The organism is Ideonella alba (assembly GCF_018069845.1).
GTDB classification, from domain to species: domain Bacteria; phylum Pseudomonadota; class Gammaproteobacteria; order Burkholderiales; family Burkholderiaceae_C; genus Ideonella; species Ideonella alba.
Window position 1 is genome coordinate 1 of sequence record NZ_JAGQDD010000025.1, and the last position, 17,434, is coordinate 17,434.

Below are 17,434 nucleotides of genomic sequence, written 5' to 3' on the forward strand. Positions count from 1 at the left end.
GCCTGCCTGCCCAGCCCTTGGCGGCACGGTTGGCGTAGCGCGTTGGCCCACAGCGGCCTACGGCCGCTGTGGGCAGCCAGCCGACTTCCCGAAGTCCGTCAGGCCCCCGGGAACCCCGGCGGCATCATGCCCTTCATGCCGCCGAGCTTCTTCATCATCTTCATCAGGCCGCCGCCCTTCATCTTCTTCATCATCCCCTGCATCTGGTCGAACTGGTTGAGCAGGCGGTTGACCTCCTGGATCTGCACGCCGGCACCGGCGGCGATCCGGCGCTTGCGGCTGGCCTTGGACTTGCCGTCCATCAGCAGCGCGGGCTGGCGGCGCTCCTTGGCGGTCATCGCGTTGAGGATGCCTTCCATGCGCTTCATGTCGCGCTCGGCGCGGTCCAGGTCGGCCTGACCAGCCTTGGCGGCCATCTGGGTGGGCAGCTTGTCCATCAGGTTGCCCAGGCCGCCCATCTTCTTCATCTGGCTGATCTGGGCCAGGAAGTCGTTCAGGTCGAAGCCACTGCCGGACTTGACCTTCTCGGCCAGCTTCTGGGCGGCGGCGATGTCGACACCCTTGGTCACCTCCTCGACCAGCGCGACGATGTCGCCCATGCCCAGCACGCGGCCGGCGTGGCGTTCGGCGTCGAAGACCTCCAGACCGTCGATCTTCTCGGACACGCCGGCGAACTTGATCGGCGCGCCGGTGACCTGGCGCACCGACAGCGCCGCGCCGCCGCGTGAATCGCCGTCGAGCTTGGTCAGCACCACGCCGGTCAGCGGCAGCGCCTCCTTGAAGGCGCGGGCGGTGTTGACCGCATCCTGGCCCTGCATCGCATCGACCACGAAGAGCGTCTCGACCGGGTGGATCGTCGCGTGCAGCTCGCGGATCTCGGCCATCAGCGCCTCATCGATCGCCAGCCGGCCGGCGGTGTCGACCAGCAGCACATCGAAGTAGTGGCGCTTGGCGTGGTCCAGCGCGGCCAGCGCGATGTCACGCGGCTTCTGATCGGGGGCGGACGGGAACCACTCGGCGCCCGCCTGCTTGGTCACCGTCTTGAGCTGCTCGATGGCGGCGGGGCGGTAGACGTCGGCCGAGACGGTCAGCACCTTCTTCTTGCGCCGCTCGATCAGGTGCTTGGCCAGCTTGGCGGTGGTGGTGGTCTTGCCGGCGCCTTGCAGACCGGCCATCAGGATCACCGCAGGGGGCTGGGCGGCGAGGTTGATGTCCGAGATGCCCTCGCCCATCGTCGCGGCGAGTTCCTTCTGGACGATGGACACCAGCACCTGGCCGGGGTTGAGCGAGCCCACCACCTCCTGGCCGAGGGCCTTGTCCTTGACGCGGGCGATGAAGTCGCGCACCACCGGGAGCGCGACGTCGGCCTCGAGCAGGGCCATGCGCACCTCGCGCAGCATGTCCTGCACGTTGGATTCGGTGATGCGGGCCTGGCCGCGCATGGTCTTGACCAGGTGCGACAGGCGATCGGTGAGGGTGGAAGCCATGGGCAGCAAGCGCTCCGCGAAGGTGACAGACCGTGCGTCGGGCGTGCGGGGGCGCCGGTACACTCTGCCCATGATTTTATCCGCCGCCTCCGCGACCTGGCTGGCGCTGCCCGCCGTGCTGGCCTACGTGGTCGCCAGCCTGCCCGCGGCCGAGGGCCAGCGCTGGCCGGCCCAGGCCCTGATGGCGGCCTGGCTGCTGCACGGCCTGGTGCTGCTGGCCGGGGCGGACTTCCAGGGCAGCCATGGCGGCCTGCGGCTGGGCTTTGCGCCGGTGCTGTCGTTCACGCTGTGGCTGGTGCTGCTGGTGCATGGCATCGAGAGCCGTCTGATGCCGGTGGGTCAGTTGCGTCGCCTGCTGGCCTGGGGTGGTGTGGCCGCCGTGGCGCTGGCCTGGCTGTTTCCGGGCGAGGTGCGCGCCGTGGCCCACTCGCGCTGGGCCCCGCTGCACTGGGTGCTGGGCCTGACCTCCTATGGCCTGTTCGGCGCGGCGGTGCTGCATGCACTGATGCTGGACTCGGCCGACCAGCGCCTGCGCGGCAAGGGCCCGGGGCCGGCCACGGCGCTGGGGCTGCCGCTGCTGAAGCTGGAGCGCTTGACCTTCCGCTTCGTCGAGGCGGGCTTCGTCGTGCTGACGCTGGCTCTGGTGCTGGGCCTGGCCTCGCCGAACTGGAGCTGGCGCGACCACAAGACCGTGCTGTCGCTGCTGGGCTGGGCCACCTTCGCGGCCCTGATCGCCGGGCGCCTGTGGCGCGGCTGGCGCGGCCGCCAGGCCACGCGCTGGCTGTATGCCGGCACGCTGCTGCTGCTGCTGGCCTACGTGGGCTCGCGCTTCGTGCTGGAGGTGCTGCTGCACCGCCCGGTGACATGAAGTTCCTGCTGACACTGGCGGTCCTGGTGATCGCGCTGAAATGGTGGTTGTCGCGCCAGAAGCGCTCGGCGCGGCCGGTGCCGCCCCCCGCGCCCGCCGCGCCGACGCCGGCGCCAGCGCCCACGCCGATGTGCGCCTGCGCGCATTGCGGCCTGATGCTGCCGGTGGGCGAGGCCTGGCGCGACGAGCAGGGCCGCGCCTTCTGCGGTGCCGAGCACCGCCACCTGGGCCCGCGCCCATGACCGCTTGGCCGCCCGGCCGCCCCGGGAGCGCGTGGTGAGCCATTCGCGCAGCGCGCCGGTCAACCGCGACGACTCTCGCCTGGGCGCGCTGGGCCTGGGCCCGGACCTGGCCGAGGATGGGCTGACGGGCTTCGGCCCGGGTTTCGGCGACAGCAGCCAGCTCAGCGGACTGGCCCAGGCCGGCGATCCTGGCGCGGGCGCCGACCTGCAACAGGCCGGCACGCGCCTGCGGGTGCTGCGCAGCTACACCGCGGCCCGCGTGGTGATTGGCGTGGCGCTGCTGCTCACGCAGATCGCGGTGATCGACAACGGCTCCTTGCGCTACCTGCCGCTGGTGCTGGTGCTGGCCAACCTGCTGGAGGCGGCGCTGTGCTGGCAATGGCTGCGCTCGCGCGTGCGCAGCCTGACCCATGTGGTCAACAACCGCTGGCTGTGGTGGGCCACGGTGGCCTGGGACCTGGCGGCCTTCGGCGCGATGCACTGGCTGGCGCCGGTCGGCAGTCTCAGCCACGCGGCGCTGCTGGTGCTGCCCGCGCTGATGTCGGGCATTCTCAGCAGCCGCACCACGGCGCTGGCCACGGCCGCGCTGGCCGCGCTGGGTCTGCTGGCGGCCACGGCGCTGAAGGCGCCGGTCGGGGAACTGCCGGGGCTGCTGTCGCAGGCGGGCCTGGTGGGCATCGGCCTGTTCATGATCGTCATCCTGGCGGGCGAACTGGCCACCCGGCTGGCGCGCCAGGAACGTTCGGCGCGCCACAACCTGTCGCTGGCGCTGCAGCAGGCCGAGCTGAACCGCCTGGTGATCGACGAGATGGCCGATGGCGTGCTGGTGGTCGACGGCCGCGGCGGCGTGCGCGCGGCCAACCCGGCTGCGCGGGCCCTGCTGGCCGAGGGCGACCGCTGCCCGCGCGCGCCGTTCTCGCTGCACGGCCAGCGGGGCTGGCTGCCGCTGCTGGGGGCGATCGAATCGGCCTACGAGAACGGCCAGTGGCCGGCCGGCGGCATGGACCTGACGCTGGCCTTCGACCGCGAGTCGCCGCGCTCGGTGCGGGTGCGCGCGCGTTTCACCCGCCGCGCCGGCGACGGCCATGGGGGCTCCGAGGAAGTGCTGGCGGTGCTCTTCGTCGAGGAGCTGAAGAACGTGCTGGCGCGCCAGCGCCAGGAGCGCCTGGTGGCCATGGGCCGCATCTCGGCCGGCATTGCGCACGAGATCCGCAACCCGCTGGCGGCGATCTCGCAGGCCAATGCGCTGCTGCAGGAGGACAACCTGCCGCCCGACCAGCAGCGCCTGGCGCGCATCGTCAGCGACAACGTCGAGCGCCTCAAGCGCATCGTCGATGACGTCATGGAGGTGGCGCCGTCGGCGCCGGTGCCCTCGCGCGTGATCGACCTGTGCGCCGAGGTGGCCGCCATCTGTGGCGAATGGGCGCGCACCGCCGGCGTGGTGCTGGGCAGCGACAGCCGGCTGCAGGTGCGCCTGCCGGGTGAGCCGATGGGCGGCATGTTCGATTCCGACCACCTGCGCCGCGTGCTGATCAACCTGCTGGAGAACGCGCTGCGCCACGCCAGCCGCGAGCCCGGCGCGGTGCGCCTGAGCCTGGAGCCGCTGGGCGACGCGCTGGTGCGCATCAGCGTGGCCAGCGATGGCGAGCCGATCGCGCCCGAGGTCGAGGCGCACCTGTTCGAACCCTTCCACAGCACACGCAGCCGCGGCACCGGGCTGGGCCTGTATATTTGCCGCGAACTCTGCGAGCGCCACGGCGCCAGCATCGACTACCTGCGCCGCGCCGGTGACCGCCACGCCAATGTGTTCCAGGTGGTGATGCGCAGCGCGCCGATCGATGCCGGCGGCCGCCTCTACCTATGAACGATGCCGCTGCCGGGCGGGTGCTGGTGGTCGACGACGAGCCGGACCTGCTGACCCTCTACGAACTGACGCTGCTGCGCGAAGGCCACAGCGTCGAGACCGCGTCCACCGTGGCTGAGGCCCTGGAGGCGCTGACCCAGTCGACCTTCCGCCTGGTGATCACCGACATGCGCCTGCCCGACGGCAGCGGCATGGACCTGCTGCGCTGGCTGGACAAGCAACGGCGCAACGAGAAGGCGATCGTCGTCACCGCCTTCGGCTCGGCCGAGAACGCGGTCGAGGCCCTGAAGGTGGGCGCCTTCGACTACCTCACCAAGCCGGTGGACCTGCGGCAGTTCCGCACCGTCGTGGCCTCGGCCATGGGTCGCGTCGCGCCCACCGCCGCCGGGGCGGCGCCGTCGCGCGGCGGACCGCTGCATCGCCTGGCAGGCCGCTCCAGCGGCATGCAGCAGGTGCGCGAACTGGTCGAGAAGGTGGCGCGCAGCATGGCGCCGGTGCTGGTCCACGGCGAGTCGGGCACCGGCAAGGAGCTGGTGGCCCGCGGCATCCACGAGGTCAGCGCGCGCGCCGCCGGGCCCTTTGTCGCGGTCAACTGCGGCGCCATCCCCGAGGCCCTGCTGGAGGCCGAATTCTTCGGCTACCGCAAGGGCGCCTTCACCGGCGCCACCGAAGACCGCGAAGGCTTCTTCCAGGCGGCTGCAGGCGGCACGCTGTTCCTGGACGAGATCGGTGACCTGCCGCTGGCGATGCAGAGCAAGCTGCTGCGCGTGATCCAGGAGCGCGCGGTGCGGCCGGTGGGCGCCACCGCCGAGCAACCCACCAATGTGCGCCTGGTCAGCGCCACCCACAAGGACCTGGCGCAGGAGGTGGCGCAGGGCCGCTTCCGGCAGGACCTGTTCTACCGGCTGAACGTGATCCGCATCCCGGTGCCGCCGCTGCGCGAGCGCATGGAGGACCTGGTGCTGATCTGCGACGTGCTGCTCGAGCGCATCGCCAACGAGGCCGGCGTCAGCCCGCCTCCGGTGCTGGCGCTGGCGGCGCGTGAGCGCCTGGCCAGCTACGCCTTCCCGGGCAATGTGCGCGAGCTGGAGAACCTGCTGCACCGCGCGGTGGCGCTGTCGGCCGGTGACGAGATCACGCCGCAGGACCTGGGCCTGCCCGAGCAGCTGGTGGGCCGCTCGCTGCTGGACGACGAGGCCGAGGCCAGCCTGCCCCCGGGCGCCGCCGCGGCTGCAGCCACCCATGATGAGTCGCTGCCCAGCGATCTGGCGCGTCACCTGGACGAGGTCGAGCGGCGCATCCTCGAGCGCGCGCTGCACCAGCACGGCTTCAACCGCACCGCGGCCGGCGCGCGCCTGGGCCTGTCGCTGCGGCAGATGCGCTACCGCATGGCCCGGCTGGGCATCTCCGAAGGCGCCTCGGGCGACGAGGCCGGCGAGCGGTGAGCGCCGGCCGCTGGCGGGACGGCTGGTGGGGCGGGGCGCGCCGCGTCGACTCACCCAATTTCGGACCCCGGCCGGCCGAGGTCGCCCCGAGCCTGCTGGTGCTGCATTCGATCAGCCTGCCGCCGGGCCAGTACGGCGGCGACGCGATCGAGCGCCTGTTCACCAACCGCCTGGACTGCGACGCCCACCCGTATTTCGACGCGCTGCGCGGCCTGCAGGTGTCGGCGCACTTCCTGCTGCGGCGCGACGGTGAGTTGCTGCAGTTCGTGGCCACCACCGAGCGCGCCTGGCATGCCGGCCGATCGAGCTGGCGTGGGCGCGAGAACTGCAACGACTGGTCGATCGGCATCGAGCTCGAGGGCCTCGAGGGAGAGTGTTTCGAAACGTACCAGTACACGGTTCTGGCGACCTTGATCAGGACTTTGGCGCGGCATCACCCGATTGCCGACGTGGTCGGCCATGAACATGTGGCGCCGGGCCGCAAGGCGGACCCGGGTCCGGGCTTCGACTGGGTCCGCCTGAACGCAAGCCTGGCGGGCTGCCGCGCGCAGGTTGCGCCGGAGATCCTTGGCCAGGCTTGACGCGGCCGTCGCAGACCCGCGTGGCGCAAGGCTCGGCGCCGCATTTCGCGGTGCAGGCCGCGCCGGGACTGGCTGCGTGAGCGCTGCACCGCAGACGGTGCGCGCGAGACGCCGATGCGCGGTGTGAGCACCCGGATGCGGCGATCGCAAGGGCATTTCGCGCCCGTCGTCAAGGGCGAGGAAGCACGCTATCGGTAGTGCTTGAGGTGCTCTGGGGCCCCAGATATAGTGTCTGCTTGTGCTAACCTTCGGCCTCTAGCCAAACGTCGATGAGCCACCTCGCCCTGCCTGTCCACCCTGTCGCCGCGTGCCCCGCACGTCGCCCGGGGGTCCCACAGGACAGCGCGCCGCCCCCTGCGGGCGCCCGTGGCCTTCGACGACGATGAGACGCCGGCACCGACGCCTCGGGTCACCGACCTGAGCGATTGGCGGCCTCGCCGGCGGCCTCCCAACGGCTCCTTCCAAGCGCGACCTCGCGCCCTCCACACCGACACATCCAACTGAGGGGAATCCATGCAAGCTGTCCCGTCCAGCCTGACCGACACCGGCGCCGCCGCGCGCCTGGCCACGCCTGCCGCCACCAGCAGCCAGGCCGCCGCCAGCGCCTACCAGGGCTACCAGATCATCCGCCGCAACGGCGCGGTGGTCTCGTTCGAGCCCAACAAGATCGCGATCGCGCTGATGAAGGCCTTCCTGGCGGTGCATGGCACCCAGGGCGCCGCGTCGGCCAGCGTGCGCGAGACGGTGGACGGCCTGACCGAGCTGGTGGTGCGCGGCCTGCTGCGCTCGCGCCCGGGCGGCGGCACCTTCCACATCGAGGACGTGCAGGACCAGGTCGAGCTGGGCCTGATGCGCGGTGGCCACCACGAAGTGGCGCGCGCCTATGTGCTCTACCGTGAGCGCCGCTCGCAGGAGCGCCTGAAGCAGGGGCAGGTGGCCGAGGCCGCGATCTCGCACCAGCTCAGCGTCACCGACAAGGGCCAGCGCGTGCCGCTGGACGAGGCCGCACTGCAGTCGCTGGTCGAATCCGCCTGTGCCGGCCTGGGCGCCGATGTGCGCCCCGAGCCCATCCTGGCCGAGACCCGCCGCAACCTGTATGACGGCGTGCCGATCGACGAGGTCTACAAGGCCGCCATTCTGGCCGCCCGCACGCTGATCGAGCAGGAGCCCGCCTACACCCGGGCCACCGCGCGCCTGCTGATGCACACCATCCGCCGTGAGATCCTGGGCGAGGAAGTCACCCAGGCCGAGATGGCCACCCGCTACGCCGAGTACTTCCCCAAGTTCATCAAGCGCGGCGTGCAGGCCGAACTGCTGGACGACAAGCTGCTGCAGTACGACCTGGCCAAGCTGGGTGCGGCGCTGGACGCCAGCCGCGACCTGCAGTTCGACTACCTGGGCCTGCAGACCCTGTTCGACCGCTACTTCCTGCACATCGACGAGCAGCGCATCGAGATGCCGCAGGCCTTCTTCATGCGCGTGGCCATGGGCCTGGCGCTGGGCGAGATCGACCGCGAAGCCCGCGCCATCGAGTTCTACCAGGTGCTCTCCAGCTTCGACTTCATGTCGAGCACGCCCACGCTGTTCAACGCCGGCACCCGCCGCTCGCAGCTCAGCAGCTGCTACCTGACCACCGTGGCCGATGACCTGGACGGCATCTACGAGGCGCTGAAGGAAAACGCGCTGCTGTCCAAGTTCGCCGGCGGCCTGGGCAACGACTGGACCAATGTGCGTGCGCTGGGCTCCTACATCAAGGGCACCAACGGCAAGAGCCAGGGTGTCGTGCCCTTCCTGAAGGTGGTCAACGACACCGCGGTGGCGGTCAACCAGGGCGGCAAGCGCAAGGGCGCGGTCTGCGCCTACCTGGAGACCTGGCACCTGGACCTGGAAGAGTTCCTGGAGCTGCGCAAGAACACCGGCGACGACCGCCGCCGCACCCACGACATGAACACCGCGAACTGGATTCCGGACCTGTTCATGAAGCGCGTCATCGAGGGCGGCGACTGGACCCTGTTCAGCCCCAGCACCTGCCCCGACCTGCATGACCTGGTCGGTGCCGAGTTCGAACGCGCCTACACCGCCTACGAGGCCAAGGTCGACCGCGGCGAGATCAAGCTCTTCAAGCGCATGCCGGCCAAGGACCTGTGGCGCAAGATGCTCTCGATGCTGTTCGAGACCGGCCACCCCTGGATCACCTTCAAGGACGCCTGCAACGTGCGCTCGCCGCAGCAGCACGTGGGCGTGGTGCATTCGTCCAACCTGTGCACCGAGATCACGCTGAACACCGGCGACGACGAGATCGCGGTGTGCAACCTCGGCTCGGTCAACCTGGCGCAGCACCTGAAGGACGGCCAGATCGACCACGAGAAGCTGAAGAAGACGATCAGCGTGGCGATGCGCATGCTCGACAACGTCATCGACATCAACTACTACGCGGTCAAGAAGGCGCGTGACGCCAACCTGCGCCACCGCCCGGTGGGCCTGGGCATCATGGGCTTCCAGGACGCGCTCTACCAGCTGCGCACGCCCTATGCCAGCCAGGCGGCGGTCGAGTTCGCCGACCGCTCGATGGAAGCGGTCTGCTACTACGCCTACTGGGCCTCGACCGAGCTGGCCGCCGAGCGCGGCCGCTACAGCAGCTACCGCGGCTCGCTGTGGGACCGCGGCATCCTGCCGATCGACTCGCTGGACCTGCTGGCCGAGCAGCGCGGCGGCTACGTCGATGTCGACCGCAGCATGACGATGGACTGGGACGCACTGCGCCAGCGCATCGCCGCCCACGGCATGCGCAACAGCAACTGCGTGGCGATCGCGCCCACCGCCACCATCTCCAACATCATCGGTGTCGACGCCTCGATCGAGCCGGCCTTCGGCAACCTGTCAGTCAAGTCCAACCTGTCGGGCGAGTTCACCGTGGTCAACGAGTACCTGGTGCGCGACCTGAAGAAGCTGGGCCTGTGGGACTCGGTGATGGTGATGGACCTCAAGCACTATGACGGTTCGCTGCGCCGCATCGACCGCGTGCCCGAGGAGCTGAAGTCGCTCTATGCCACCGCCTTCGAGGTCGAGGCGCAGTGGCTGGTCGAGGCTGCGTCGCGCCGCCAGAAGTGGATCGACCAGGCCCAGTCGCTGAACATCTACATCGCTGGTGCGTCGGGCAAGAAGCTCGACGACACCTACAAGCTGGCCTGGGTGCGCGGTCTGAAGACCACCTACTACCTGCGCACGATGGCGGCCACGCACGCCGAGAAGTCGACCATCAGCGCCGGTGCGCTCAACGCCGTGCCCAGCAGTGGCGGCGTGGGCGGACTCTCCGCGCTCGAGGCGGCAGCGCAGCAGGCGCAGGCCATGCTCGCGGCCGATGCATCGCCGGCCACCGACATCAAGTTCTGCGGCGTCGACGATCCGACCTGCGAGGCCTGTCAGTGACCATGCGTGCGTGCATCGACCGGGTCGATGCACGCATCGCGATGCAGCGCATCGCGTGAACAGACACCGAGCACGATGCACATCGGCAACAACGATGTCGCGACGATGTCAATAAGTGCTTGGTGTTTGAACACAACACTCCGATAATTCGCACCCATAGGAAACACGCACATGCTGGTCTGGGAAGACGACTCTCGCACCGTCCCGACACCTGTCCCTCGCACCGCGCCCGAACAAGCTCTCGGCAGCGCGCGGGCCGCGGTCTCCTCTCCTTCTGTTCAAGCCCCCGCGGTCACGGCCACTGCGGCGCTGCACGGCGAACCCTCGGCGGCCTCGTCGGTGGTCGCGCGCAGCGAGCGCCGCGTCAACGTGGCCGAGAAGCGCATCATCAACGGCCAGACCGATGTCAATCAGCTGGTGCCGTTCAAGTACAAGTGGGCCTGGGAGAAGTACCTCGCCACCTGTGCCAACCACTGGATGCCGCAAGAGGTGAACATGTCGCGTGACATCGCGACCTGGAAGGACCCCAACGGCCTGACCGAAGACGAGCGCCGCATCATCAAGCGCAACCTCGGCTTCTTCGTCACCGCCGATTCGCTGGCCGCCAACAACATCGTGCTGGGCACCTACCGCCACATCACGGCCCCCGAGGCGCGCCAGTTCCTGCTGCGCCAGGCCTTCGAAGAGGCGATCCACACCCACGCCTACCAGTACATCGTCGAGTCGCTGGGTCTGGACGAGGGCGAGATCTTCAATGCGTACCACGAGGTCGCGTCCATCCGCGAGAAGGACGAGTTCCTGATCCCGTTCATCGACGCGATCATGGACCCGAACTTCAAGACCGGCACGCTCGAAGCCGATCAGACGCTGCTGCGCTCGATCATCGTCTTCGCCTGTCTGATGGAAGGCCTGTTCTTCTACGTCGGCTTCACGCAGATCCTGGCACTGGGTCGGCAGAACAAGATGACCGGCGCGGCCGAGCAGTACCAGTACATCCTGCGCGACGAGTCGATGCACTGCAACTTCGGCATCGACCTGATCAACCAGATCAAGCTCGAGAACCCGCAGCTGTGGACGCCCGAGTTCAAGGCCGAGATCCGCGCCCTGTTCGAGAAGGCCGTCGAGCTGGAGTACCGCTACGCCGAGGACACCATGCCGCGTGGCGTGCTGGGCCTGAACGCCTCGATGTTCAAGGGCTACCTGCGCTACATCGCCAACCGGCGGGCCACGCAGATCGGCCTGGAGCCGCTCTTCCCGAACGAGGAAAACCCGTTCCCCTGGATGAGCGAAATGATCGACCTGAAGAAGGAGCGCAATTTCTTTGAGACGCGCGTCATCGAATACCAATCCGGTGGCGCGCTGAGCTGGGACTGAGTGGCATGCGGCCTTCGGTGGCCGCAGTCCCGGGCTCCAGCAGGTGATGGATCGAGATTCCCGGCGCGGGATCAGGCTGCCAAGCGAAGCAGCTGTCCGTGCCAAACCCCATTCATCGGTACGGGGGACGGTCGGTGGTTCAGCCACCTCCCCACCTCCGGTCGGTGAATCGCCGGGCTGTATCGAGCGGTCCGGTGTTCTTGCAACTTGATCAAGGAGTTTGATATGGCAACTGCGAAGAAGGCCGCCCCGAAGAAGGCTGCCGCCCCGAAGAAGGCCGCCGCCCCGAAGAAGGCCGCTGCGAAGAAGGCTGCTCCGGCGAAGAAGGCCGCTGCCCCGAAGAAGGCGGCACCGGCCAAGAAGGCCGCTCCGGCGAAGAAGGCTGCCCCGAAGAAGGCGGCACCGGCCAAGAAGGCCGCTCCGGCGAAGAAGGCCGCTCCGGCCAAGAAGGCTGCTCCGGCGAAGAAGGCCGCTCCGGCGAAGAAGGCCGCGGCCCCGAAGAAGGCTGCTGCCCCGAAGAAGGCTGCCGCGCCGAAGAAGGCCGCTGCTGCCAAGAAGGCCGCGCCGAAGAAGGCCGCTGCCAAGCCTGCGGCGAAGAAGCCGGCGGCGAAGAAGGCGGCCAAGAAGGCCGCTGCGCCTGCCCCTGCTGCTGCGCCTGCGCCTGCGCCTGCGGCGAAAACCGCGCTGAGCCCGGCGGCCGCCTGGCCGTTCCCGACGGGCAACAAGCCCTGAGTCTGACGGCCGCGGATGACCGCGGCCCGACGATCGCAGCCCGGCCCCGGCCGGGCTTTTTTCTGCCTGCTGTCCGAGTGAACGCCTGCGCGCCATGAGCCCTGATCCCTGGCCCTGTGCCCGCGCCGATGGCGCGACGCGCTGCCTGCTTGATGCCTCGGTCGTGCCCAACGCGAAGAAGACCGAGGCGGTGGGTCTGCACGATGGCGCGCTGCGCGTGCGCCTGGCCGCGCCACCGGTGGATGGCAAGGCCAATGACACGCTGGTGGCCTGGGTGGCCGCCGAGCTGGGCCTGCCGCGGCGCGCGGTGCGCCTCAAGCGCGGGCCGGCCTCGCGCAGCAAGCAGCTCGAGATCGACCTGCCGCTGACCGACGTTCAGGCGTGGCTGGTGCGCTGCCTGGGCAGCGCCTGACTCACAGGCCCAGTGCGGCGCGGTCGATCTGGTGGTTCTGGCCGCCGCGCTGGGCGATCTTCAGCGCCCCCAGCTTGTTGCCCAGCGTGACGCAGCGCACCAGGTCCCAGCCGGCCTCCAGGCCGTAGAGCAGGCCGCCGCGGAAGGCGTCGCCGCAGCCGGTGGGGTCGACCACCGCGCTGGCCGGCACGCCGCTCACGCGGGTGCATTCGCCACCCACCCACACATCGCAGCCCTCGTGACCCAGCGTCACGACCACGCCCTTCAGGTGCGAGCGCGACAGCTCGGCCAGGCTCTGGCCGGTGCGGTCGCACAGCATGCGCCCTTCGTAGTCGTTGACCGCCACCCAGCTCGCCTGGGCGATGAAGGCGCGCAGCTCGGCGCCGTCGAACATCGGCAGGCCCTGGCCCGGGTCGAAGACGAAGGGAATGCCGGCCGCGGCCAGGTCGCGCGCGCGCTTGATCATCGCCTCGCGGCCGTCGGGGCCGATGATGGCCAGGCGCAGGTCGCTGCGCGCCGGCAGCTCGATCTGGTGCGCCTGCTGCATCGCGCCGGGGTGGAAGGCGGTGATCTGGTTGTTGTCGGCGTCGGTGATGATGATCGCCTGCGCGGTGTAGGTGTCTTCCACCTGCAGCACGCAGGAGGTGTCGATGCCCAGCTGCTGGAAGCGCGCCAGGTAGTCGGCGCCGTCGTTGCCCAGGGCGGCCATCACCACCGGCTCGCCGCCCAGGGCCTTGAGGGTGTAGGCGATGTTGCCGGCGCAGCCGCCCCATTCGCGGCGCAGCGTGGGCACCAGGAAGGACACGTTCAGGATGTGCACCTGCTCGGGCAGGATCTGTTCGGCGAAGCGGCCGCCGAAGGTGGTGATGGTGTCGAAGGCAAGAGAGCCGCAGACGAGACTGGCCATGGCGGTGCGGGCTCTCAGGCCCGTGTCAGGGGTAGAACAATTCGGCGCTGAAGCCGGTCACGGGCAGGTCGCGCACGCGCAGTTCGGCGCGCACCGACCAGTGCGCGTCGGCCGCGATGCCGGCGGCCGGTGCGTCCAGCGATGCGGCCGGCAGCACGCGCCGCGCCAGCAGGCGGCCCTGATTGTCGGTGAAGCTGAGCTCCAGATCCGGCGCGCGCACCGGGTGGGCGGCCTGGTTGCGCAGTTCGGCCTCGAAGCGCAGCACGTCGGGCGCGGCGGTGCGCTGCAGGGTGCTGCTGTCGATCGCCAGCTGGTCGATCGCGCGGATGGGTTCGAGCCGGCAGCGCGCCAGCTCGCACCAGGCCTGCAGCACGGGCACGCTGGCGGGCCAGTGGGCGGCCAGGCGGTCGCGTTCATGGTGGGCCACCTGCAGCAGCAGCACGCCGCCCAGCAGGGCAGCGGTGCCGCCCAGCACCGCCCGCATCGCGGGGGTGCGCCACTGGGCTTCACGCTCGGCCTGGCGCACAAAGCCGGGCTTGCGGCGCCGCCGCCGGCCCGAGGGCGGTGGGTCGACGCGCAGGTCCTTGGGTGGCCGGGTCACCGGCTGGCGCTGGGCGGTGGCGGCGGTGACCTCGCCAAAGGTGCTGATGCCGCTGTGACCGGGCGGCAGCGTGACGCCGCGCAGCACCGGATCGAAATCCGACGGGGGCAGCGAGGGCGCCGACAGGCTGTCACCGGCGGCCGTGCCGGTGGCACCGACCCCCACGCCGGGGCCGAACATCGACCACCCGGCGTCGGCCTCCCAGGCCTCGCCGGTGGGGATCACGCTGCGCATGGGCTCAGGGGCCGGCTCAGTGCGCGGTTGCGGCGCCGGTGCGGGGGCGATCGCAGGCGGGGCTGCCACTGCGGCGGGCGGCTGAGCCACAGGCGGCCGGGGGGGCGCCTGCGGTGGCGCGGATTCCGGCGGCTCGGCGATCAAGGCCTCCAGGCCGTTGAAGACCTGCTGGCACATGCCGCAACGAACCCACCCGCCGGACACCCGCAACTGGTCCTGCACCACGCGGAAGGCCGTGCCGCACGCGGGGCAACGGGTGGCGAGACTCATGTCGGACGATGATGCCACAGCCGCCGCAGCGGCGGACTCAGGCGCGGCGGCCGGTCATCAGGATCCAGCCGTCGTCCTCGTCGCTGACCTCCAGTGCCAGCCAGGGCGCGTAGGCCGCGCGCAGCTCGTCAGCCTGCCGGGCCAGGATGCCGGCCAGCACCAGATGGGCCCCCGGCGCCAGGTGGGCGCACAGCAGCGGCGCCAGCAGCTTCAGCGGCGTGGCCAGGATGTTGGCGAGCACCAGCGGGTAGCTGCCCTGGGCGGCCTCAGGCAGGCCGGCGTTCAGGCTCACCCCGTTGGCGGTGGCATTGGCGCGGGTGGACTCCACCGCGGCCGGGTCGATGTCGACCGCGTCGATCGCCTGGGCACCGTGCAGCGCAGCACCGATCGCCAGGATGCCCGAGCCGCAGCCATAGTCCAGCACGCGCGACCAGGGCGTGGCGTGCTGGGCGATCCAGCGCAGGCACATCCGGGTGGTCGGGTGGGTGCCGGTGCCGAAGGCCAGGCCCGGGTCCAGCCGCATCACGCGGGTGGCGCCGGCGGGCACCTCGTGCCAGGTGGGCACGATCCAGAACTGCTCGGTCACCGGCACCGGGGCGAACTGTGACTGCGTCAGCCGCACCCAGTCCTGATCTTCCATGGCGGTCAGGCCCTGCGGGTGCAGGCCGGTCGTCCAGTCCTGGGCCAGCAGCAGCGTCAGCGCCTGCTGGGCGGCGGGCTCATCGGCGAACAGGGCCTTGATCACCGAGCGGTCCCAGCCCGGCCGCGGCGCCGGCATGCCGGGCTCGCCGAACAGCGCGTGCTCGGCCTCGGTGTCAGCGTCGGCGTCCTCGACCGAGACCGACAGCGCGTCAAGCCCGTCCATCAGCGCCTCGGACACCGGCTCGACCAGCGCCTGCGGTGCGGTCAGCACCAGCTCGTACAGGGCCATCGGGGGATCCTCAGCGGCGGTGGTGTTCCAGCCAGCCTTCCAGGTAATGGATGCTGGTGCCGCCGCTGCAGAAACCCTTGTCCACCATCAGCTCGCGGTGCAGCGGGATGTTGGTCTGGATGCCCTCGACCACGGTCTCGGCCAGCGCGGTGCGCATGCGCGCCAGCGCCTGCTCGCGGGTGTCGCCGTGGACGATGATCTTGCCGATCATCGAGTCGTAGTTGGGCGGCACGAAGTAGTTGGTGTAGGCGTGGCTGTCCACGCGCACGCCCGGGCCGCCCGGCGGGTGCCACATGGTGATGCGGCCCGGCGAGGGGGTGAACTTCCAGGGGTCCTCAGCGTTGACGCGGCACTCGATCGCATGGCCGCGCATCGCGATCTGGCGCTGCGAGAAGGGCAGCTTCTCGCCGGCGGCGATGCGGATCTGCATCTGCACGATGTCGATGCCGGTGACCAGTTCGGTCACCGGATGCTCCACCTGCACCCGGGTGTTCATCTCGATGAAGTAGAACTCGCCGTTCTCATAGAGGAACTCGAAGGTGCCGGCACCGCGGTAGCCGATCTTCTTGCAGGCGGCGGCGCAGCGGTCGCCGATCTTCTCGATCACGCGGCGCGGGATGCCCGGCGCCGGCGCTTCCTCGATGATCTTCTGGTGGCGCCGCTGCATCGAGCAGTCGCGCTCGCCCAGCCAGACGGCATTGCGGTGCTCGTCGGCCAGGATCTGGATCTCCACATGGCGCGGGTTCTCGAGGAACTTCTCCATGTAGACGGCCGGGTTGCCGAAGGCCGCACCGGCCTCGGCCTTGGTCATCTGCACCGCGTTGATCAGGGCCGCCTCGGTGTGGACCACGCGCATGCCGCGGCCACCGCCGCCGCCAGCGGCCTTGATGATCACCGGGTAGCCGATGGCCCGGGCCTGGCGGATGATCTCCTTCGGGTCGTCCGGCAGCGCGCCTTCGGAGCCCGGCACGCAGGGCACGCCCGACTTGATCATGGCCTGCTTGGCCGAGACCTTGTCGCCCATGATGCGGATCGACTCGGGCGTCGGGCCGATGAAGGTGAAGCCGCTCTGCTCCACCCGCTCGGCGAAGTCGGCGTTCTCGCTGAGAAAGCCGTAGCCGGGGTGGATGGCCTCGGCATCGGTCACCTCCGCGGTGGAGATGATGGCCGGCATGCTGAGGTAGCTGTGGCTGGACTGGGCCGGGCCGATGCACACCGCCTCGTCGGCCAGCTTCACGTACTTGGCGTCGCGGTCGGCCTCGGAATAGACCACCACGGCCTTGATGCCCATCTCGCGACAGGCTCGCTGGATCCGCAGGGCGATTTCGCCTCGGTTGGCAATGAGAATTTTCTTGAACATGGGTGCCTCGGCTCAATCGCCCTGGCGGGCTGCGCCCGCGGGGCAAAGTGGCTGCGCCGCCAGGCCTGCGGCCTGGTCCTCCCGGTTCGCGATCAGGATTTTCTTGAACATCGCAAGCCGCCGATCACTCGATGACGTACAGCGGCTGGCCGAACTCGACCGGCTGGCCGTTCTCGACCAGCACCTTGGTGACCGTGCCGGACTTGTCGGCCTCGATCTCGTTCATGATCTTCATGGCCTCGATGATGCACAGGGCCTCGCCCTCCTTGACCACGCTGCCGACGTCGACGAAGGGCTTGCCGCCCGGGGTGGACGAGGCGTAGAAGGTACCGACCATCGGCGACTTGACGACATGACCCGTCGGCTCGGCGGCGGGCGCGGCGGCTGCTTCGGCGGCCGGGGCGGCGGCCGCGGCGGGCGCCGGGGCGGCCATCATCGTGGGGGCGGCCTGCATGGCCATCATCGGCGCGGTCATGGCCACGCCAGCCGATTTGACGATGCGCACCTTGCCCTCGTTCTCAGTGATCTCGAGCTCGGAAATGTTCGACTCCGACACCAGGTCGATCAGGGTCTTCAGCTTGCGCAGGTCCATGGCTTCTCCTCGTCTGGACAGTGGAAGCGCCTGGATCAGGCGCCTCCGCGCCAGTCGAACGACTGGCAGGGAACTCTCCTGCGGATGTGCGGCGTTTTGCCGGCA

The 17,434-nt window shown here is 69.9% G+C and carries 15 protein-coding genes and 1 pseudogene; 9 read left to right on the forward strand and 7 right to left on the reverse strand.

The window, feature by feature from the left end:
* Positions 1-98 precede the first annotated feature (98 nt).
* On the reverse strand, positions 99-1,487 hold the full coding sequence (gene ffh / locus KAK03_RS22210; RefSeq protein ID WP_210856864.1) for a signal recognition particle protein: 1,389 nt from the start codon (positions 1,485-1,487) through the stop codon (positions 99-101).
* A gap of 70 nt (positions 1,488-1,557) precedes the next feature.
* Between ffh and KAK03_RS22215 the strand changes: the two genes are divergently transcribed.
* The 9 genes from KAK03_RS22215 to KAK03_RS22255 all read left to right on the forward strand — a co-directional run bounded on the left by KAK03_RS22215 (position 1,558) and on the right by KAK03_RS22255 (position 12,434).
* Positions 1,558-2,355: a cytochrome C assembly family protein gene (locus tag KAK03_RS22215; protein ID WP_210856865.1), complete on the forward strand. Its 798-nt coding sequence runs from the start codon at positions 1,558-1,560 to the stop codon at positions 2,353-2,355.
* Positions 2,352-2,597 (forward strand): PP0621 family protein, encoded by a 246-nt coding sequence (locus KAK03_RS22220; protein ID WP_210856866.1) that lies wholly within the window; start codon positions 2,352-2,354, stop codon positions 2,595-2,597. The genes KAK03_RS22215 and KAK03_RS22220 overlap by 4 nt, the downstream gene beginning before the upstream one ends.
* Positions 2,598-2,631: 34 nt before the next feature.
* Positions 2,632-4,461: a sensor histidine kinase gene (locus tag KAK03_RS25465; RefSeq protein WP_210856867.1), complete on the forward strand. Its 1,830-nt coding sequence runs from the start codon at positions 2,632-2,634 to the stop codon at positions 4,459-4,461.
* Positions 4,458-5,906 carry a sigma-54-dependent transcriptional regulator gene (locus tag KAK03_RS22230; protein ID WP_210856868.1) on the forward strand — a complete coding sequence of 483 codons (1,449 nt, stop codon included), beginning with the start codon at positions 4,458-4,460 and terminating at the stop codon, positions 5,904-5,906. Before KAK03_RS25465 ends, KAK03_RS22230 begins: the two co-directional genes overlap by 4 nt.
* Positions 5,903-6,487 carry a 1,6-anhydro-N-acetylmuramyl-L-alanine amidase AmpD gene (gene ampD / locus KAK03_RS22235; protein ID WP_210856869.1) on the forward strand — a complete coding sequence of 195 codons (585 nt, stop codon included), beginning with the start codon at positions 5,903-5,905 and terminating at the stop codon, positions 6,485-6,487. Before KAK03_RS22230 ends, ampD begins: the two co-directional genes overlap by 4 nt.
* A gap of 513 nt (positions 6,488-7,000) precedes the next feature.
* Positions 7,001-9,916 carry a ribonucleoside-diphosphate reductase subunit alpha gene (locus KAK03_RS22240; protein WP_210856870.1) on the forward strand — a complete coding sequence of 972 codons (2,916 nt, stop codon included), beginning with the start codon at positions 7,001-7,003 and terminating at the stop codon, positions 9,914-9,916.
* Positions 9,917-10,087: 171 nt separating this feature from the next.
* A complete protein-coding gene (locus KAK03_RS22245) occupies positions 10,088-11,290 on the forward strand; it encodes a ribonucleotide-diphosphate reductase subunit beta (protein WP_210856871.1) in 1,203 nt (400 codons plus the stop codon).
* A 225-nt stretch (positions 11,291-11,515) separates the two neighbouring features.
* A complete protein-coding gene (locus KAK03_RS22250; protein WP_210856872.1) occupies positions 11,516-12,022 on the forward strand; it encodes a histone in 507 nt (168 codons plus the stop codon).
* Positions 12,023-12,116: 94 nt separating this feature from the next.
* Entirely contained in the window at positions 12,117-12,434 is a 318-nt protein-coding gene (locus KAK03_RS22255) for a DUF167 domain-containing protein (protein WP_210856873.1), read from the forward strand.
* Position 12,435: 1 nt separating this feature from the next.
* On the opposite strand, the gene KAK03_RS22260 is transcribed toward KAK03_RS22255, so the two are convergent.
* The 6 genes and pseudogenes from KAK03_RS22260 to accB all read right to left on the reverse strand — a co-directional run bounded on the left by KAK03_RS22260 (position 12,436) and on the right by accB (position 17,329).
* Positions 12,436-13,341 carry a carbohydrate kinase family protein gene (locus KAK03_RS22260; protein WP_210856874.1) on the reverse strand — a complete coding sequence of 302 codons (906 nt, stop codon included), beginning with the start codon at positions 13,339-13,341 and terminating at the stop codon, positions 12,436-12,438.
* A 25-nt stretch (positions 13,342-13,366) separates the two neighbouring features.
* Entirely contained in the window at positions 13,367-14,176 is an 810-nt protein-coding gene (locus KAK03_RS22265) for a DUF3426 domain-containing protein (protein ID WP_247661352.1), read from the reverse strand.
* Positions 14,177-14,380: 204 nt separating this feature from the next.
* Positions 14,381-14,446: pseudogene (locus KAK03_RS25540) on the reverse strand (zinc-ribbon domain-containing protein); the annotation flags it as partial.
* 37 nt (positions 14,447-14,483) lie between these two features.
* The gene (prmA, locus tag KAK03_RS22270; protein WP_210856940.1) at positions 14,484-15,371 is read right to left on the reverse strand and encodes a 50S ribosomal protein L11 methyltransferase; all 888 of its coding nucleotides are present in this window, start codon (positions 15,369-15,371) and stop codon (positions 14,484-14,486) included.
* Between the two features lie 16 nt (positions 15,372-15,387).
* Positions 15,388-16,737 carry an acetyl-CoA carboxylase biotin carboxylase subunit gene (gene accC / locus KAK03_RS22275; protein WP_210856876.1) on the reverse strand — a complete coding sequence of 450 codons (1,350 nt, stop codon included), beginning with the start codon at positions 16,735-16,737 and terminating at the stop codon, positions 15,388-15,390.
* 124 nt (positions 16,738-16,861) lie between these two features.
* Positions 16,862-17,329, reverse strand: coding sequence for an acetyl-CoA carboxylase biotin carboxyl carrier protein (gene accB, locus KAK03_RS22280; RefSeq protein ID WP_210856877.1), 468 nt, complete (start codon positions 17,327-17,329; stop codon positions 16,862-16,864).
* Positions 17,330-17,434: the final 105 nt, after the last annotated feature.